This is a genomic window from Prevotella lacticifex (assembly GCF_019973375.1).
Lineage (GTDB): Bacteria > Bacteroidota > Bacteroidia > Bacteroidales > Bacteroidaceae > Prevotella > Prevotella lacticifex.
Genome location: NZ_BPTV01000001.1, coordinates 824,162 through 841,317 on the forward strand (window position 1 = coordinate 824,162; position 17,156 = coordinate 841,317).

The window sequence follows — 17,156 nt, forward strand, 5'->3', positions numbered from 1 at the left end:
ATAGACACCGATAAGAGGATACTCGATAGCCTCTTTTTCGTGTTTAACAACCCAACAGAAAGGAAAGGCAAATGAACGATTTCAGAAAATTCGCTACACAGAAACTGGGAATCAACGGCCTCGTCCTCGACGAGACCCTAAAGGCCCAGCAGCAGTACATGAACCCATACATCCTCGAGGAACGCCAGCTGAACGTCACTCAGATGGACGTTTACTCGCGCCTGATGATGGACCGCATCATCTTCCTCGGGTCGGAGATTGACGACTATGCAGCCAACACTCTTCAGGCCCAGCTGCTGTACCTCGACTCCGTCGACAGCGGTAAGGACATATCTATCTATATCAACAGCCCTGGGGGCAGTGTCACAGCCGGTCTCGGCATCTACGACACTATGCAGTTCATCTCGTCCGATGTGGCTACTATCTGCACCGGCATGGCAGCGTCAATGGCCGCCGTGCTCCTCGTCAGCGGTCAGGAGGGCAAGCGGTCGGCTCTGCCCCACAGCCGTGTGATGATCCATCAGCCCCTTGGCGGCGTGCAGGGTCAGGCTTCGGATATCGAGATTGAGGCCCGTGAGATTCAGAAGTTCAAAAAAGAACTCTATACTATCATCGCCAGCCACTCCCATCAGAGCTACGACAAGGTGTGGAAGGACAGCGACCGTAACTACTGGATGACGGCTGAAGAGGCCAAGGAGTATGGCATGATCGACCAGGTGCTCAAGCGCGATCCAAAGTCGGCGGCTCCTGCAAACACTGAAACAAAGTAAACCAAAAGGAGGAAGAATATCAATGCCGAAGAAATGTAATTTTTGTGGAAGAGCGGAGGATCAGGTCCGGCTTCTCATCACAGGCATCAATGGCAATATCTGTGAGGACTGTCTGCGCCAGGCATGGCAGATAGCCCAGCAGGCCGGTGTGTACGATGCCGTCCAGAAAGACGCCAAGAAGAACGCGGCACCTACAAAAGTGCCAAAGCCAAAAGAGATAAAAGAGTATCTCGACCAGTATGTCATTGGACAGGATGAGGCCAAGCGCACACTCTCTGTGGCCGTCTACAACCACTATAAGCGTCTGCAGCAGCCAAAGGACGATAATGGCGTGGAGATAGAGAAGAGCAATATCATTATGGTTGGTTCGACCGGAACTGGTAAGACTCTCCTGGCGCGTACCATTGCCAAATTGCTCGATGTGCCTTTCACCATCGTCGACGCTACTGTCTTCACCGAGGCTGGCTATGTGGGCGAGGATGTTGAGAGCATTCTTTCGCGTCTGCTTCAGGTAGCCAACTACGACCTCCAGGCAGCCGAGAAGGGCATTGTCTTCATCGACGAGATCGACAAGATTGCCCGTAAAGGCGACAATCCGAGTATTACCCGTGATGTCAGTGGTGAGGGCGTGCAGCAGGGACTGCTGAAACTCCTTGAGGGAACGATGGTTAACGTTCCGCCTCAGGGTGGTCGTAAGCACCCCGACCAGGAATATATCCATGTCGATACCCACAATATCCTCTTCATCTGCGGTGGAGCTTTCGACGGTATTGAGCAGAAAATTGCCCAGCGTCTGAATACCCACGTGGTGGGCTTTAACTCCGTCCAGAATACGGCGAAGATCGATAAGGCCGACCTCATGCAGTATATTACCCCGCAGGACTTGAAGTCGTTCGGGCTCATCCCCGAGATTATAGGCCGTCTGCCGGTGCTCACCTATCTGCGGCCCCTCGACCGCGAGGCTCTGCGCCGTATCCTCGTTGAGCCGAAGAATTCCATCATCCGCCAGTATGAGAAGCTCTTCGAGATGGACAAGGTTAAACTGACGTTCACCGATGATGCCCTCGACTTCATCGTCGATAAGGCAATAGAGTTCAAACTCGGTGCCCGCGGTCTGCGCTCCATCGTCGAGAATATCATGAGCGACGCTATGTTCGAGATTCCATCGTCGCGCAAGCGCACTTTCGAGGTTACTGCCGACTATGCCCGCCAGCAGTTCGAGAAGTCGCATCTGCGCCGGCTGGAGTCGGCATAGGCCATGAACGATGGGAGGCGGAAGGAGTCCGCAAACAACTTCCGCCTCTCATTATTACATGTTACGCGGTTACGCGTCTTTCAACACAATACAGTCTACTTGCGGTTTTGCCGTTACGGCGGTACCTTTACAATTTCACACAATCAATGACGAACACTGACAATCTTAAAAAGGAACTGAAAAGAATATTCGGCTTTGACAATTTCAAAGGCGATCAGGAGTCTATTATCCGCAATCTCATGGGCGGTCACGACGTTTTTGTTCTTATGCCTACCGGTGGCGGCAAGAGTCTTTGCTATCAGCTGCCGTCGTTGCTCATGGACGGTCTGGCCATCGTTGTGTCGCCCCTTATCGCGTTGATGAAGAACCAGGTTGATGTTATCAACGGCATCAGCGAGGAGGACGGTGTGGCTCACTATCTAAACTCGTCGCTGAAGAAGTCGGAAATCGACCAGGTGAAGGCCGATATCTCGTCGGGCAAGACCAAACTGCTGTATGTGGCTCCTGAGTCGCTCAACAAGCAGGAGAACGTCGACTACTTCAAGAATGTGAAAATCAGTTTCTATGCCATTGATGAGGCCCATTGCATCTCGGAGTGGGGTCACGATTTCCGCCCCGAATACCGCAAGATAAGGGAGTCGGTCGACCAGATAGGACGGGCACCGATTATCGCCCTGACGGCGACGGCCACCGACAAGGTGCGCACCGACATCCTCCGCAGTCTCGGCATTGAGGACGCAGTGCAGTTCAAGAGCTCTTTCAACCGTCCGAACCTCTACTATGAGGTACGCCCCAAGACTAAAAATATCGACAAGGATATCGTCAAGTATATAAAGGAGAATCCTGGCAAGAGCGGCATTATCTACTGCCTTTCGCGCAAGAAAGTTGAGGAATTAGCCGAGATTCTTCGTGCCAACGATATTAAGGCTGCTGCCTACCATGCCGGTCTCGACGCCGAAGTGCGGTCGCACACCCAGGACGATTTCCTTCAGGAACGCATTGATATCATTGTGGCGACCATCGCTTTCGGTATGGGTATCGACAAGCCCGATGTGCGGTTTGTCATCCATTACGACATCCCTAAGAGCCTTGAAGGCTACTACCAGGAGACGGGCCGTGCCGGACGCGACGGTCAGGAGGGCGACTGTATAGCCTTCTACTCGCAGAAGGACTTGAAAAAACTTGAAAAGTTCATGGAGAACAAGCCGGTAGCCGAGCAAGAGATAGGCCGTCAGTTGTTGCAGGAAACCCAGGCCTATGCTGAGTCGTCGGTGTGCCGCCGCAAGATGCTGCTCCATTATTTCGGTGAGGAATACCCTAAGGACAACTGTGGAATGTGCGACAACTGCCGCAACCCGAAGAAAAAGATTGAGGGTAAGGACGCTCTCGTCATCGTCCTCAGTGCCGTTAAGGCCTTGAAGGAGAACTTCCACCAGGAATATGTGGTCAACTTCGTCAAGGGCTTTGCCACCGATGACATCCGCGACCACCACCACGACGAGCTTGAGGAGTTTGCCGAGGGCAGCGATATGGATGTGGCTATTTGGAATCCGGTCATACGTCAGGCTCTTCTTGCCGGTTATCTGCGTAAGGATGTCGAGAACTACGGCATCCTGAAACTCACCGCAGCCGGAAAGAAATACCTTGACAATCCTACGTCGTTCCCCATAGTCATGGACACAGTCTTCAAGGACGACTATGAGGAGGAAGGCGACGGGGCTACGTCGGCTCTCGACTTGCCGCTGAAGAAGATGCTTGTCAACCTCCGGCGCGAGATAGCCCAGAAGAAGAAGCTGCCCGCTTATGTCATCTTCCAGGACCTGTCGCTCGACCAGATGGCCACGATGTATCCCACCAATCTCACTGATCTTCAGAAGATTCAGGGCGTCGGCGTGGGAAAGGCCAAACGCTACGGTCAGCCGTTCTGCGACCTTATAAAGAAGTACTGTGAGGAGAATAACATCGTGCCGACCGAGGAACTGCGCGTGCGCACGGTGTCGAACAAAAACAAAAAACTGAAGATTATAAGCAATATCGACCGTAAGATACCTCTCGACGACATTGCCGTGGCTGAGGGTCTCGACTTCGACGAACTCCTCGACAAGCTCGATGAGATTGTCTACAGCGGTACGAAGATTAATATCGATTACTTCCTTGAGGATGTTTATGACGAGGATCAGATAGACGACATATACCAATATTTCATGGAATCGGACACCGACAGCCTCGATAAGGCCTACGACGAGCTCGACGAGGATTATACCGAGGAGGAGATACGTCTCGTCCGCATCAAGTTTATGTCGGAGATGGCTAACTGATGCCTGCCCAACGTGTTGGTATTCAGTATGCTATAATCTTATTTGCCGATTGTTTTCAACGACCTTGGTCTGGTCCGTGTGCCGGCCAATGATATTATGAGAGAAGATACTCCATACTCCAGCTTCACTGTCAGCGACTACAGTGCTACGTCAAGTAGTTACACCGACTTTGAGAAGATTGCCGACGGATCATACTGCATCCTGTGGCGCGCCCGCCGCAACGGTCAGTGGTATGTCGTCAAATCGCTGCAGAAACAGTATGAAGACAGTCCGGAATATCTCGCTCTGCTCAGAAAGGAGTACGACATCCTCTCGATGTTTCACAACCCCTGCGTTGTGAAAGTCTTTGATTTCTGCGGTATCGAGCCTTATGGCACGTGCATCGTCATGGAGTGGGTCGACGGACTGACCCTCAGCCAGTGGCTTGACGGCGAGTCGCCGGAGTCGTTTCCGTGGAAGTCCGACCGCTGCAGCCGTCGGCAGATTGCTCTCCAGATTATCCGTGCCGTGGAGTATGTCCACTCTCTTCAAGTTGTCCACCGCGATCTAAAACCTTCAAATATCATGATTACCCGTAACGGTTGTCAGGTGAAACTTATCGATTTCGGTCTTGCCGACACCGACAGCTTCACCATTTTCAAACAGTCGGCGGGCACCGAAGGATATATTTCGCCCGAGCAGCGCCACCTCTCCGTCACCGATGAGCGCAACGACGTATACAGCCTCGGAGTCATCCTCCGTGAGATGAGGCTCGGATGGCCGTGGGGCGGTGTAGTGCGCAGGATGCTCCGACCTCTCGACAGCCGTCTGGCTCATGTCAGCGACGTGGTCCCTAACATTCGCCGCCGTAGGCGTATGGCCACTGTTGCGGTATCGTTGTGTCTGGCCGTAGTCGTTATCGTCGGTGGTCTGTTTGCTTGGGACCGTCTGGCCAATCCGCGTCCTTATTACGATGTCGTGGCGCGGTTTCAGTATTCGAATATCATTTATGAGTCGTGGGGTGGGGGAAAAGCCACGGCGCGCCTTGCCAATAAGTCGGATTCTACCGTTGAGGTGCCCGATGTGGTAAACTACGATGGCTTTATATATAAGGTGGAGGAGATTACCTTCAACGCTTTCCGTGGCGACGGTAATCTGCGTTCGGTAATCATTCCGGGTGGCGCTCACTTGATGAAAGGGGCTTTCAAACAGTGCCCAAACCTTACCGACATATATATCCGTGGCAGTCAAGCGCCCGTCATCGGCAATCAATTTTGGCCTGCCAATGTTGATGATGTGTTCGATGCCAATCATTTCGCCACCGTTGTCATCCACGCTCCCAGGGATAGCCACAAGAGCTATGAGGCCTATCCATGGAACCGCTTCCGTCATTTTGTGTTCTATTGATTGTGCTTTTAGCTTCGAGGTGAGCATGTCAGGAGGTTGCTTGCCCCTTTATGATACGTCTAAAAAGGTAATAAATTCCTACGAATAATGTCCTTTCGTTAGTGAACACTGATGTGCTCACTCCTCATTATTCTCGTCTTTCGGCAGTAATTCGTACCTTACGCCGGCTTTCTTTCCACAGATATAATTCATTGGAGCCAGTCCCTCACGCTGTAGATTGCTGAGGTACATCGGCTCGTCCTCTATAATAAAGTTGCATTTGAACCTGTCGCCGACATGCAGATGGGTGTTCGTGGCGGCCACGATACTGAAGTCGATGCCACCGAGATACTCTATGTCGCAAATCCTGTCGGGAAGCCACCGCAGCCGCAGGCGGTCACCTTCGGTGAGCTGGTCGGGGACGCTGATGCCGTGGCTCATAATCTGTGAGCTGTCCGACTCGGCGTCTTCCAAAGCCATGTGGCTGTAGTCGGTCCAGTCGCGGTAGCCCAAATATTGGGCGAGGGTGTCGAGGGTCCCCTTTCTCGGATGTCCTTCCTCGTTGACGTATCCCCACAGTCGCATGAGCGTCGACAGTCCGATGATGATGTTCAGCCGTGAGTAGATGGCATTGCGGAACCGCTGGAAGTCCTTCGGTGTGCCTATCGAGCATCCAAGGGCCTTCTCGACGTCCTCCTTCAGTCTGTTTATGTCTTTGGGCTTTCGTTTAAATAGTCTCATCCTTTTTGTTTTCTTCTCCTCTATTATACCTGCGGTGTGCTCTGTCTTCCTGCTTCTTTGCGGTCGCAAGTGCTATCTACGTGCAAAGATACTGAATATTTCGGAAGGAAATGAAAATTTCTTTCAAAAAGAAATAATTTGAAATAGTCAAGTCTCGCGGAAAGCTATTATCTTTGCAACCGTAACAATCTTCTATATAGACTCACGAAAGTCTTATTAGGTTACAGCTGACGCGTAATCCTATCTTACTTTTACGAGTCATACAGGGATTGCCGAAGAACGGTATATAACTGTGAGGACCTGACGTGTGCCCTCCTAAAAAAGACGTGCAGAAAAGAGCGGGAACCAGTTTCGATGAGTCTCTCAATTCTTCCGCAAGAGCGGCTCTTAATACAGATGGGTATTCTGTAAGGACTTCTTTGATTCTAAAGCCTGTGTGTTAACCTTACTACATAATATTTTCTTTCGCACGCAACATGATGACTAAACTTTAATATAATCCGGCGGTTTCATCTTATTAGTGAATAAGATGGGGCCGCCTTAATTGTTTCCACGGCCGATTTTTTGGTTATTCTGGGACCGATGAATGAACAATAAAATTCACATTTGAATGTAAAAGTATTTCATCTTACTGCCATTTTAGATTCACCTTTGCAATAGTCTGATTGTCAACGCTTTGCAATTTATGCCTTTTTGCTTTGCGAAACAGGCCGTTTTAGACTGCGAAACGGACCGTTTTAGACGATGAAACGGACCGTTTCGCAAGCCAAAATGGTATGTATTGAAATGGTGTAAAGATATTTCGTGTGTTTTGGATGGTCGGACGGGTGGCGAGAAATGACTGTTATCATTGAGTCTGAACGCGCATACTTTTTCTTCAGGTTGACTTTACGGCTATTCCGATTCTTAAAACTAATAATGTTAATGATAGTTCTACAAGGAGAATATGGTGGAGATAGGGATGACTGAAATTTAATGGATTATGGTTGAGGCTAAGGGTAGAGAAAGAAGATATCTCGGAGATATTCTTTCAGAAAGAAATAATTTGAAATAGTCAAATCTCACAGAAAGGTATTATCTTTGCAACCGATGATTGGAACTAATGGTCTATCCTCGACATGAGTAATTCATGACTAAGAACGTACAACTAACTAAAATTTACAGCTATGAGACGACTGGTAATTTATGCAATCATCTTGACGGTGTGCAGTCTTGCGGCTTGTGGCCCGTCGGGTAAAGAAAAAGCTCAAGCGGATAAGGATAGTGTCAGCGTTAAGCAGGAGAATGCTGATTCTATAGCGAAGGCGGAAGCTGAGGCGGCTGCTCTCAAAGCCCGTCAGCAGGACTCTATAGCCAAGGCGGCTGCTAAGGAGAAAGCTGAAAAAGAGGATAATGCAGAGGCGAAAAAAATAATACGAAAGCTATTTGGAGCTGCGACAAACGGCGCTGACGTAAACCTAAAAAAGTATTGTGCTCCACGTCTGCTTAACAAGTTGGCATCCGATTACGACTACGATGGCTTTGGCTATGCTATTTGGGACTTCCGCTCTGGCGCGCAGGATGGTGACGGTCCGACGAAAATCCTGTCAATCACTCCTTTAGGTGATATGTGGTACCGCTATGACTTTGTCGATATGGGCTTTAAAGGTGCAAAGAAAGTGCACTTCGTTAAGACAAACGGTGTGATGAAGATGGACAGACTCATAACGATAGAATAATGTTTTGTTAAAAATATTCCGCATCGCGATTTTCCTTGCTCAAAAACTTGCAATCGCCTTAAAAAATTTGTATCTTTGCATGTAAGATAGCGAATCGTTATGGGCACGGATTTTAAACTAATACCTTACGGCATCTCCAATTTCAAGCAGGTGCGGAGTGAGAACAAATACCTGGTCGACAAGACCATGTACTTCGAGAACATGGAGCAGGCAGGCAACTTCCTGTTTCTTGTCCGTCCGCGCCGTTTCGGCAAGAGCCTTTTCCTCAATATGCTTGAGGCGTATTACGACGTTAACGAGAAGAACGGTTTTGAGGAGCTGTTCCGTGGACTGTACGTTGCCGACCATCCGACGGAGAATAGGAACAAGTACCAGGTTATGCACCTGGACTTCTCACGCGTAGGAAGTGATGTGGATCGCCTGCAATACAACTTCGACTGCTATCTAAGTTTGCGCTGCGAAAGTTTTGCCAAAGCATACGCGGCGTTCTATCCCGGTAATATCGTGGATGAGATAAGGCAGATAAAGGGTGGGGAACAAAGGCTTAACTTTATTAACGATGTGGCCCGGAGTGCAGGTTCAAAGCTCTATCTCATTGTTGATGAGTATGATAACTTTACGAATAACGTCTTGAACATCAAAGGCCACGACGCTTACCATGCCCTTACCCATGGCACGGGCTTCTATCGTGATGTCTTTAAGCTCTTTAAGGGTATGTTCGACCGCATCATCATGCTCGGGGTGTCGCCCATAACCCTTGACGACCTGACCAGCGGCTACAATATCGCGCTGAATATCACCATGGATCCGCGATTCAACCAGATGCTCGGCTTCTCGGAGGACGAAGTCCGGCAGATGATACGGTATTATAAGGATGCCGGGGCTATCAAAGAAGACGTTACTGAGGATAGCATAATCGGCGATATTAAGCCGTGGTACGACAACTACTGCTTTGCCGAAGAGAGTTTCGGCAAGGAGCCCAGTATGTTCAACAGCGACATGGTATGTTATTATATGAACAACCTTGTTGGGTTGGGTAGTCGCCCCAAGGAGCTTGTCGACCCGAATACGATGACTGACTATGGCAAACTGAAACGGCTTATCAAGATCGATAAGTCTGAGGGCAAGCGCATTGAGGTCATTCACGACATTGCTGAGAAGGGATTTATTAAGGCTCGCTTGGTTTCGCATTTCCCGGCAGAGCGGATGATGGAGTTCGGCAACTTTGTCAGTCTGCTGTATTACTATGGCATGCTTACCATTGGCGGAACGGTGGGAGATCGCCTCAAACTCATCATCCCCAACAACAACGTGCGGTTGCAGTACTATCAGTATCTGCTGGACGAATACAGTTCCATTCACTCCATTGATGTCTCTGAGTTGGATGATGCTTTTGATATGGCAGCTCTCGACGGCGATTGGCAGCCACTCATAAAATATATCTGTAGGGCCTACCACGATACGACAGCCATACGGCAACTCATTGAGGGTGAGCGCAATCTGCAGGGATTCATGAACGCTTACCTTACGCTGACGAATTATTATCTTATTGCGCCGGAGATGGAATTCTCGCACGGATACTGCGACTTTTTCCTCCTGCCCAACTATGCCGTATATCCGATGGTGAAGCACAGCTACATCCTTGAGCTTAAATACCTTAAGGCCGATGCTACCGATGCTGATGCCAAGCGGCAGTGGTCGGAGGCTGTGGAACAAATCACGAGCTATGCGGCCGACAAGAAGCTCCAGTCGATGCTCCACGGCACCCAGCTTCATCCCATCGTTGTGCAGATAAAAGGCTATGACGCAATAAGGATAGAAGAAGTCGGAGGCGGAAAGTAATTTCGGGAAATATCAGTTTGACCTTTGTTGAATAAAAAATGTAAGCCTGGTTTGTTTTTCCTGTCCAAAAACTTGCAATCGCCTTAAAAATTTTGTATCTTTGCATGTAAGATAGCGAATCGTTATGGGCACGGATTATAAACTAATACCTTACGGCATCTCCAATTTCAAGCAGGTGCGGAGTGAGAACAAATACCTGGTCGACAAGACCATGTATTTCGAGAAGATGGAGCAGGCAGGCAACTTCCTGTTTCTTGTCCGTCCGCGCCGTTTCGGCAAGAGTCTTTTCCTCAATATGCTTGAGGCTTATTACGATGTTAACGAGAAGTACGGCTTTGAGGATCTGTTCAGTGGGCTGTACGTTGCCGACCATCCGACGGAGAATAGGAACAAGTACCAGGTTATGCACCTGGACTTCTCCTTGGTGGGCAGTGACGTGGAGCGTCTGCAGGAGAATTTCGATTTCTATCTTAGCATGCGCTGTGACAGTTTCGCGCGGAGATATGCGAGATTCTATCCCGATGGTTTCGTTGAGGAGGTGAGACGGCTGCAGCATGGGGAGCAAAAACTCAATTATATCAATGTAGCCGCGCATACCGCCGGCTGCCCTCTTTATCTTGTTGTTGACGAGTACGATAACTTTACGAATAACGTCCTGAATATCAAAGGTCACGATGCTTACCATGCCCTCACCCATGGTACTGGCTTTTATCGTGATGTCTTTAAGCTTTTCAAGCCGATGTTCGACCGCATCATCATGCTCGGGGTGTCGCCCATAACCCTCGACGACCTGACCAGCGGCTACAATATCGCGCTGAATATCACCATGGATCCGCGATTCAACCAGATGCTCGGCTTCTCGGAGGACGATGTCCGGCAGATGATACGGTATTATAAGGATGCCGGGGCCATCAAGGAAGACGTTACTGAGGATAGCATAATCGACGACATTAAGCCGTGGTACGATAACTACTGCTTTGCCGAAGAGAGTTTCGGCAAGGAGCCCAGTATGTTCAACAGCGACATGGTGTGCTACTATATGAACAATCTTATCGGTTTGGGTAGTCGACCCAAGGAACTTGTCGACCCGAATACGATGACGGATTATGGCAAGTTGAAGCGGTTGATAGAAATCGATACTTTGGAGGGAGAACGGTTGAATGTCGTTCATGACATCGCCGAGCAAGGTTATGTTTACGGGCAGATAGTCAGCCATTTCCCGGCAGAGCGGATGATGGAGTTCGGCAATTTCCTCAGTCTGCTGTACTATTACGGTATGCTGACCATCGGCGGTGTGGAAGGCGAACTGCTAAAGCTCACTATCCCCAACAACAACGTGCGGTTGCAGTACTATCATTATCTGTTGGACGAATACCAGTCTATATCGTGCGTAAATACCACTGAGCTAAGCCTTTATTTCAGTCGTGCTGCTCTTCACGGCGATTGGCAGCCACTCATAAAATATATCTGTAGGGCCTACCACGATACGACAGCCATACGGCAACTCATTGAGGGTGAGCGCAATCTGCAGGGATTCATGAACGCTTACCTTACGCTGACGAATTATTATCTTATTGCGCCGGAGATGGAGTTCTCGCACGGATACTGCGACTTTTTCCTCCTGCCCAACTATACCGTATACCCGATGGTGAAGCACAGCTACATCCTTGAGCTTAAATACCTTAAGGCCGATGCTACCGATGCTGATGCCAAGCGGCAGTGGTCGGAGGCTGTGGAACAAATCACGAGCTATGCGGCCGACAAGAAGCTCCAGTCGATGCTCCACGGCACTCAGCTTCATCCCATCGTTGTGCAGATAAAAGGCTATGACGCAATAAGGATAGAGGAAGTCGGAGGCGGAAAGTAATTTCGGGAAATATCAGTTCGGCCTTTGTTGAATAAAAATTGAAAGCCGGGTTTGTTTTTCCTGCCCAAAAACTTGCAATCGCCTTAAAAATTTTGTATCTTTGCATGTAAGATAGCGAATCGTTATGGGCACGGTTTTTAAACTAATACCTTACGGCATCTCCAATTTCAAGCAGGTGCGGAGTGAGAACAAATACCTGGTCGACAAGACCATGTATTTCGAGAAGATGGAGCAGGCAGGCAACTTCCTGTTTCTTGTCCGTCCGCGCCGTTTCGGCAAGAGTCTTTTCCTCAATATGCTTGAGGCTTATTATGATGTTAACGAGAAATCCGGCTTTGAGGAGCTGTTCCGTGGACTGTACGTTGCCGACCATCCGACGGAGAATAGGAACAAGTACCAGGTTATGCATCTGGACTTCTCCTTGGTGGGCAGTGATGTGGAGCGTCTGCAGGAGAATTTCGATTTCTATCTTAGCATGCGCTGTGACAGTTTCGCGCGGAAATATGCGAGATTCTATCCCGATGGTTTCGTTGAGGAGGTGAGACGGCTGCAGCATGGGGAGCAAAAACTCAATTATATCAATGTAGCCGCGCATACCGCCGGCTGCCCTCTTTATCTTGTTGTTGACGAGTACGATAACTTTACGAATAACGTCCTGAATATCAAAGGTCACGATGCTTACCATGCCCTCACCCATGGTACTGGCTTTTATCGTGATGTCTTTAAGCTTTTCAAGCCGATGTTCGACCGCATCATCATGCTCGGGGTGTCGCCCATAACCCTCGACGACCTGACCAGCGGCTACAATATCGCGCTGAATATCACCATGGATCCGCGATTCAACCAGATGCTCGGTTTCTCGGAGGACGAAGTCCGGCAGATGATACGGTATTATAAGGATGCCGGGGCTATCAAAGAAGACGTTACTGAGGATAGCATAATCGACGACATTAAGCCGTGGTACGACAACTACTGCTTTGCCGAAGAGAGTTTCGGCAAGGAGCCCAGTATGTTCAACAGCGACATGGTGTGCTACTATATGAACAATCTTATCGGTTTGGGTAGTCGACCCAAGGAACTTGTCGACCCGAATACGATGACGGATTATGGCAAGTTGAAGCGGTTGATAGAAATCGATACTTTGGAGGGAGAACGGTTGAATGTCGTTCATGACATCGCCGAGCAAGGTTATGTTTACGGGCAGATAGTCAGCCATTTCCCGGCAGAGCGGATGATGGAGTTCGGCAATTTCCTCAGTCTGCTGTACTATTACGGTATGCTGACCATCGGCGGTGTGGAAGGCGAACTGCTAAAGCTCACTATCCCCAACAACAACGTGCGGTTGCAGTACTATCATTATCTGTTGGACGAATACCAGTCTATATCGTGCGTAAATACCACTGAGCTAAGCCTTTATTTCAGTCGTGCTGCTCTTGACGGCGACTGGCAGCCACTCATAAAATATATCTGTAGGGCCTACCACGATACGACAGCCATACGGCAACTCATTGAGGGTGAGCGCAATCTGCAGGGATTCATGAACGCTTACCTTACGCTGACGAATTATTATCTTATTGCGCCGGAGATGGAATTCTCGCACGGATACTGCGACTTTTTCCTCCTGCCCAACTATGCCGTATACCCGATGGTGAAGCATAGCTACATCCTTGAGCTTAAATACCTTAAGGCCGATGCTACCGATGCTGATGCCAAGCGGCAGTGGTCGGAGGCTGTGGATCAAATCAAAATTTACGCGGCCGACAAGAAACTCCAGTCGATGCTCCACGGCACCCAGCTCCATCCCATCGTGGTGCAGATTAAGGGCTATGACGCAATAAGGATAGAGGAAGTCGGAGGCGGAAAGTGATTCTATCATGATCACAATCACGTAACTGAGTGAAATACTCCTTGTCTTGACTCATACAAATGTCGTAAGGATAAGACCTTTGGAAAATGTGGTTGATAATTGGAAAATTGATCCGAAAACCGATGCCGAGGAATGGTCACGACGCTGCTGATAAAAGGTTGCGGTCAACGCTCCATGACTCTATACCACCAACCCCGTAGGGATTAATGGAAACGGCTTTGAGGCTGTGGGATATGTCGGTATTTGACAGGAATATTTCCTATACCTTAATACATGAGATGCCGCTTCTCACGTTAAATACATTTAACAATGTCAGAAATAGGTTGGAAAGTGCTGTCTATCTCGAAAAATATTGGTAAATTTGCACGCAATAAATTTTCAAATCACATCTATGTCATCATTTGTTGCAGATAAAATTGTATTGGACGGCCTTACTTTCGACGACGTCCTTTTGATCCCTGCTTACTCAGAGGTACTGCCCAAAGAGGTAGAGTTGAAAACCCGTTTCTCGCGCCACATCAGTCTGAATGTGCCATTTGTATCGGCGGCTATGGATACGGTCACTGAGGCTTCAATGGCTATCGCTATGGCTCGTGAGGGAGGTATCGGCGTTATTCATAAGAATATGTCTATCGACGAGCAGGCTCGGCAAGTTGCTATCGTCAAGCGTGCCGAGAACGGAATGATCTACGACCCTGTTACTATCAAGAAGGGTAAAACTGTTGGCGACGCGCTGAAGATGATGTCGGAATATCACATTGGTGGAATTCCTGTCGTCGACGATGACAATCATCTTGTAGGCATCGTCACTAACCGTGACCTCCGTTTTGAGGCCCGTATGGACAAGGCCATCGATGAGGTGATGACCAAGGAGAATCTTGTGACAACACATCAGCAGACTGATCTCGGCGCAGCTGCAAAGATTCTTCAGGAGCATAAGATTGAGAAACTCCCCGTCGTCGACAAGGACAATAAGCTTGTCGGTCTTATAACATACAAGGACATCACAAAGGCTAAGGATAAGCCAATGGCCTGCAAAGACGATAAGGGCCGTCTGCGTGTCGCCGCCGGTGTCGGTGTGACGGTCGATACTCTTGATCGTGCACAGGCTCTTGTCGACGCAGGCGTCGACGCTATCGTCATTGATACTGCCCATGGTCACTCAAAGGGTGTCATCGGCAAACTCCATGATGTGAAGGCTGCATTCCCGAACATTGATGTAGTGGTAGGAAATGTCGCTACAGGTGCCGCAGCGAAGTTCCTCGTCGATAACGGTGCTGATGCCGTGAAGGTGGGAATAGGCCCGGGCTCTATTTGTACTACACGTGTTGTTGCCGGTGTGGGCGTGCCACAGCTGTCGGCAGTATACGATGTGTATAGTGCTCTCAAAGGGACAGGCGTTCCTCTTATCGCTGACGGTGGTCTTCGCTATTCTGGCGATATCGTAAAGGCTCTTGCAGCCGGCGGCGACTGTGTCATGATTGGTTCGCTCGTGGCAGGAACAGAGGAGAGCCCCGGCGAGACAATCATCTTCAACGGACGTAAGTTCAAGACATATCGTGGTATGGGATCGCTGGAGGCTATGGAACAAAAGAACGGTTCGCGTGACCGCTACTTCCAGAACGATATCAAGGATGCCAAGAAACTTGTGCCGGAAGGCATTGCCGGACGTGTACCATACAAGGGAACGGTCCAGGAAGTGCTGTACCAGCTCATCGGCGGCCTGCGCTCGGGTATGGGATATGTCGGTGCAGGTGATATTGTTCGTCTGCACGATGCTAAGTTCACCCGTATTACCAATGCCGGCGTGCTCGAAAGCCATCCTCATGATATTACCATCACGAGTGAGGCTCCAAACTATTCGCGTCCAGAATAGAATAAAAAAATTGCTGCAAGCGTCCCTCCCGAAGTCAGGAGGGATTGCTTTGCTAACTTGACGAACATTGTGAAACTTCTTATATTATAAGGATATAGAATCGAAATGAATTTAAAATATCTTTTTGGGGTGTGTCTTCTGGCTGTAGGTATTAACGTTTCAGCACAGTCATCGACGGATCCTGTAATAATGACTATCGCCGGAAAGCCGGTGTTGCGCTCTGAGTTTGAATACTCTTACAATAAGAACAATTCTGCAGGCGTTATCGACAAGAAGACGGTAAAAGAGTACGTTCCTTTGTTCGTTGATTATAAGTTGAAGGTACAGGCCGCGCTTGATGCCCATCTTGATACTATCACTGCCTTCAAGGATGAGTTCCGCAAGTATCGTGACCAGCAGATACGGCCGTCGTTTGTCACCGACTCCGACATGGAGAAGGCTGTAAAGAAATATTATGACGATATGAAGGCGTCGATAGGTCCGAGGGGACTTTACTCTTGCTCTCATATCTTCCTCCGTGTGCCACAGAACGCTTCGGCAGCAGGTAAGGACTCCGTCAAGACGCGTATAGATTCAATCTATACTGTGCTGAAAAAGGGTGGCGACTTCAGTACCCTTGCAAAGAAATACTCGGAAGATCCGGGCTCGGCAAGCCGCGGAGGTAGTCTCGGTGGCCCTTACGGTCCAGGTAATATGGTTAAGGAGTTTGAGAACGTTGCCTATACGTTGAAGGACGGCGAAATTTCGAAGCCTTTCCTCTCGCCTTTTGGTTATCATATCATCCGTATGGATAAAAGGTCACAGGTGCCGCCATACGACTCCCTGAGGGTTAACATCACTAAGTTCCTCGAACAGCGCCAGTATCGGTCGGTGCTTGCTCAGGAGAATGTCGAGAAGATAGCCAAGGAAGAAAAGACCACAGCTGATGCAGTTTATGACAAGCGTGCTGCTGAGATGTCGGCAAAGGACTCTAATCTGAAGAATCTTATTCGTGAATATCACGATGGACTCCTTCTCTTTGCCATCAGCGACAGCGTGGTGTGGAACAAGGCAAACAAAGATGAGGGCGGTTTGGAGAAATTCTTCAAGGCCCATAAGAAACAATATAAATGGGACGGACCCCGATTTAGAGGTATTGCTTATCACGTTAAGGATGCCGCTGATGTCAAGGCTGTTGCCGACTGCGTGAAATCATTGCCATTCAGTGATTGGGCTGAGGCTCTCCGTCAGAAGTTTAACAGCGGCAAGACGATCCGCATACGTGTGGAGAAAGGCATCTTCAAAGAGGGTGATAATAGCCTTGTCGACAGCGTGGTGTTCAAGAAGCAAGGAGCTAAGGTTGCCAAACTGAAAGACTATCCCATTGATGCCGTCTATGGAAAGAAACTCTCGGCTCCTAAGGAACTCGGCGACGTCCGCGGTCAGGTGGTCTCTGATTATCAGGATGAACTCGAGAAGAAATGGGTCGACAGCCTTCATAAGAAATATGCCGTCAGCATTGACGATAAGGTCGTTGCCACGGTAAACAACCATTAAG

The 17,156-nt window shown here is 49.2% G+C and carries 11 protein-coding genes; 10 read left to right on the top strand and 1 reads right to left on the bottom strand.

Annotation, left to right across the window (positions count from 1 at the left end; translation table 11 throughout):
* Nucleotides 1-71 precede the first annotated feature (71 nt).
* From clpP to LDN30_RS03005, 4 genes are all read left to right on the top strand, one after another.
* Nucleotides 72-770, top strand: a complete 699-nt coding sequence (gene clpP, locus LDN30_RS02990; protein WP_223925263.1) for an ATP-dependent Clp endopeptidase proteolytic subunit ClpP — start codon at nucleotides 72-74, stop codon at nucleotides 768-770.
* A 22-nt stretch (nucleotides 771-792) separates the two neighbouring features.
* Nucleotides 793-2,025 carry an ATP-dependent Clp protease ATP-binding subunit ClpX gene (clpX, locus tag LDN30_RS02995; protein WP_223928695.1) on the top strand — a complete coding sequence of 411 codons (1,233 nt, stop codon included), beginning with the start codon at nucleotides 793-795 and terminating at the stop codon, nucleotides 2,023-2,025.
* A 146-nt stretch (nucleotides 2,026-2,171) separates the two neighbouring features.
* On the top strand, nucleotides 2,172-4,343 hold the full coding sequence (recQ, locus tag LDN30_RS03000) for a DNA helicase RecQ (protein WP_223925267.1): 2,172 nt from the start codon (nucleotides 2,172-2,174) through the stop codon (nucleotides 4,341-4,343).
* Nucleotides 4,344-4,439: 96 nt separating this feature from the next.
* Nucleotides 4,440-5,729, top strand: coding sequence for a serine/threonine protein kinase (locus LDN30_RS03005; RefSeq protein ID WP_223928696.1), 1,290 nt, complete (start codon nucleotides 4,440-4,442; stop codon nucleotides 5,727-5,729).
* 117 nt (nucleotides 5,730-5,846) lie between these two features.
* On the opposite strand, the gene LDN30_RS03010 is transcribed toward LDN30_RS03005, so the two are convergent.
* Entirely contained in the window at nucleotides 5,847-6,449 is a 603-nt protein-coding gene (locus tag LDN30_RS03010; protein WP_223928697.1) for a hypothetical protein, read from the bottom strand.
* 1,166 nt (nucleotides 6,450-7,615) lie between these two features.
* Here LDN30_RS03010 and LDN30_RS03015 point away from each other — a divergent pair.
* From LDN30_RS03015 to LDN30_RS03040, 6 genes are all read left to right on the top strand, one after another.
* Nucleotides 7,616-8,167: a hypothetical protein gene (locus LDN30_RS03015; RefSeq protein WP_223925273.1), complete on the top strand. Its 552-nt coding sequence runs from the start codon at nucleotides 7,616-7,618 to the stop codon at nucleotides 8,165-8,167.
* Between the two features lie 99 nt (nucleotides 8,168-8,266).
* A complete protein-coding gene (locus LDN30_RS03020) occupies nucleotides 8,267-10,009 on the top strand; it encodes a PD-(D/E)XK nuclease domain-containing ATP-binding protein (protein ID WP_223928698.1) in 1,743 nt (580 codons plus the stop codon).
* Between the two features lie 124 nt (nucleotides 10,010-10,133).
* A complete protein-coding gene (locus LDN30_RS03025; protein ID WP_223928699.1) occupies nucleotides 10,134-11,876 on the top strand; it encodes a PD-(D/E)XK nuclease domain-containing ATP-binding protein in 1,743 nt (580 codons plus the stop codon).
* Between the two features lie 124 nt (nucleotides 11,877-12,000).
* On the top strand, nucleotides 12,001-13,743 hold the full coding sequence (locus LDN30_RS03030) for a PD-(D/E)XK nuclease domain-containing ATP-binding protein (protein ID WP_223928700.1): 1,743 nt from the start codon (nucleotides 12,001-12,003) through the stop codon (nucleotides 13,741-13,743).
* A 391-nt stretch (nucleotides 13,744-14,134) separates the two neighbouring features.
* A complete protein-coding gene (gene guaB / locus LDN30_RS03035) occupies nucleotides 14,135-15,619 on the top strand; it encodes an IMP dehydrogenase (RefSeq protein WP_223925281.1) in 1,485 nt (494 codons plus the stop codon).
* A gap of 105 nt (nucleotides 15,620-15,724) precedes the next feature.
* On the top strand, nucleotides 15,725-17,155 hold the full coding sequence (locus LDN30_RS03040) for a foldase protein PrsA (RefSeq protein WP_223925283.1): 1,431 nt from the start codon (nucleotides 15,725-15,727) through the stop codon (nucleotides 17,153-17,155).
* Nucleotide 17,156: the final 1 nt, after the last annotated feature.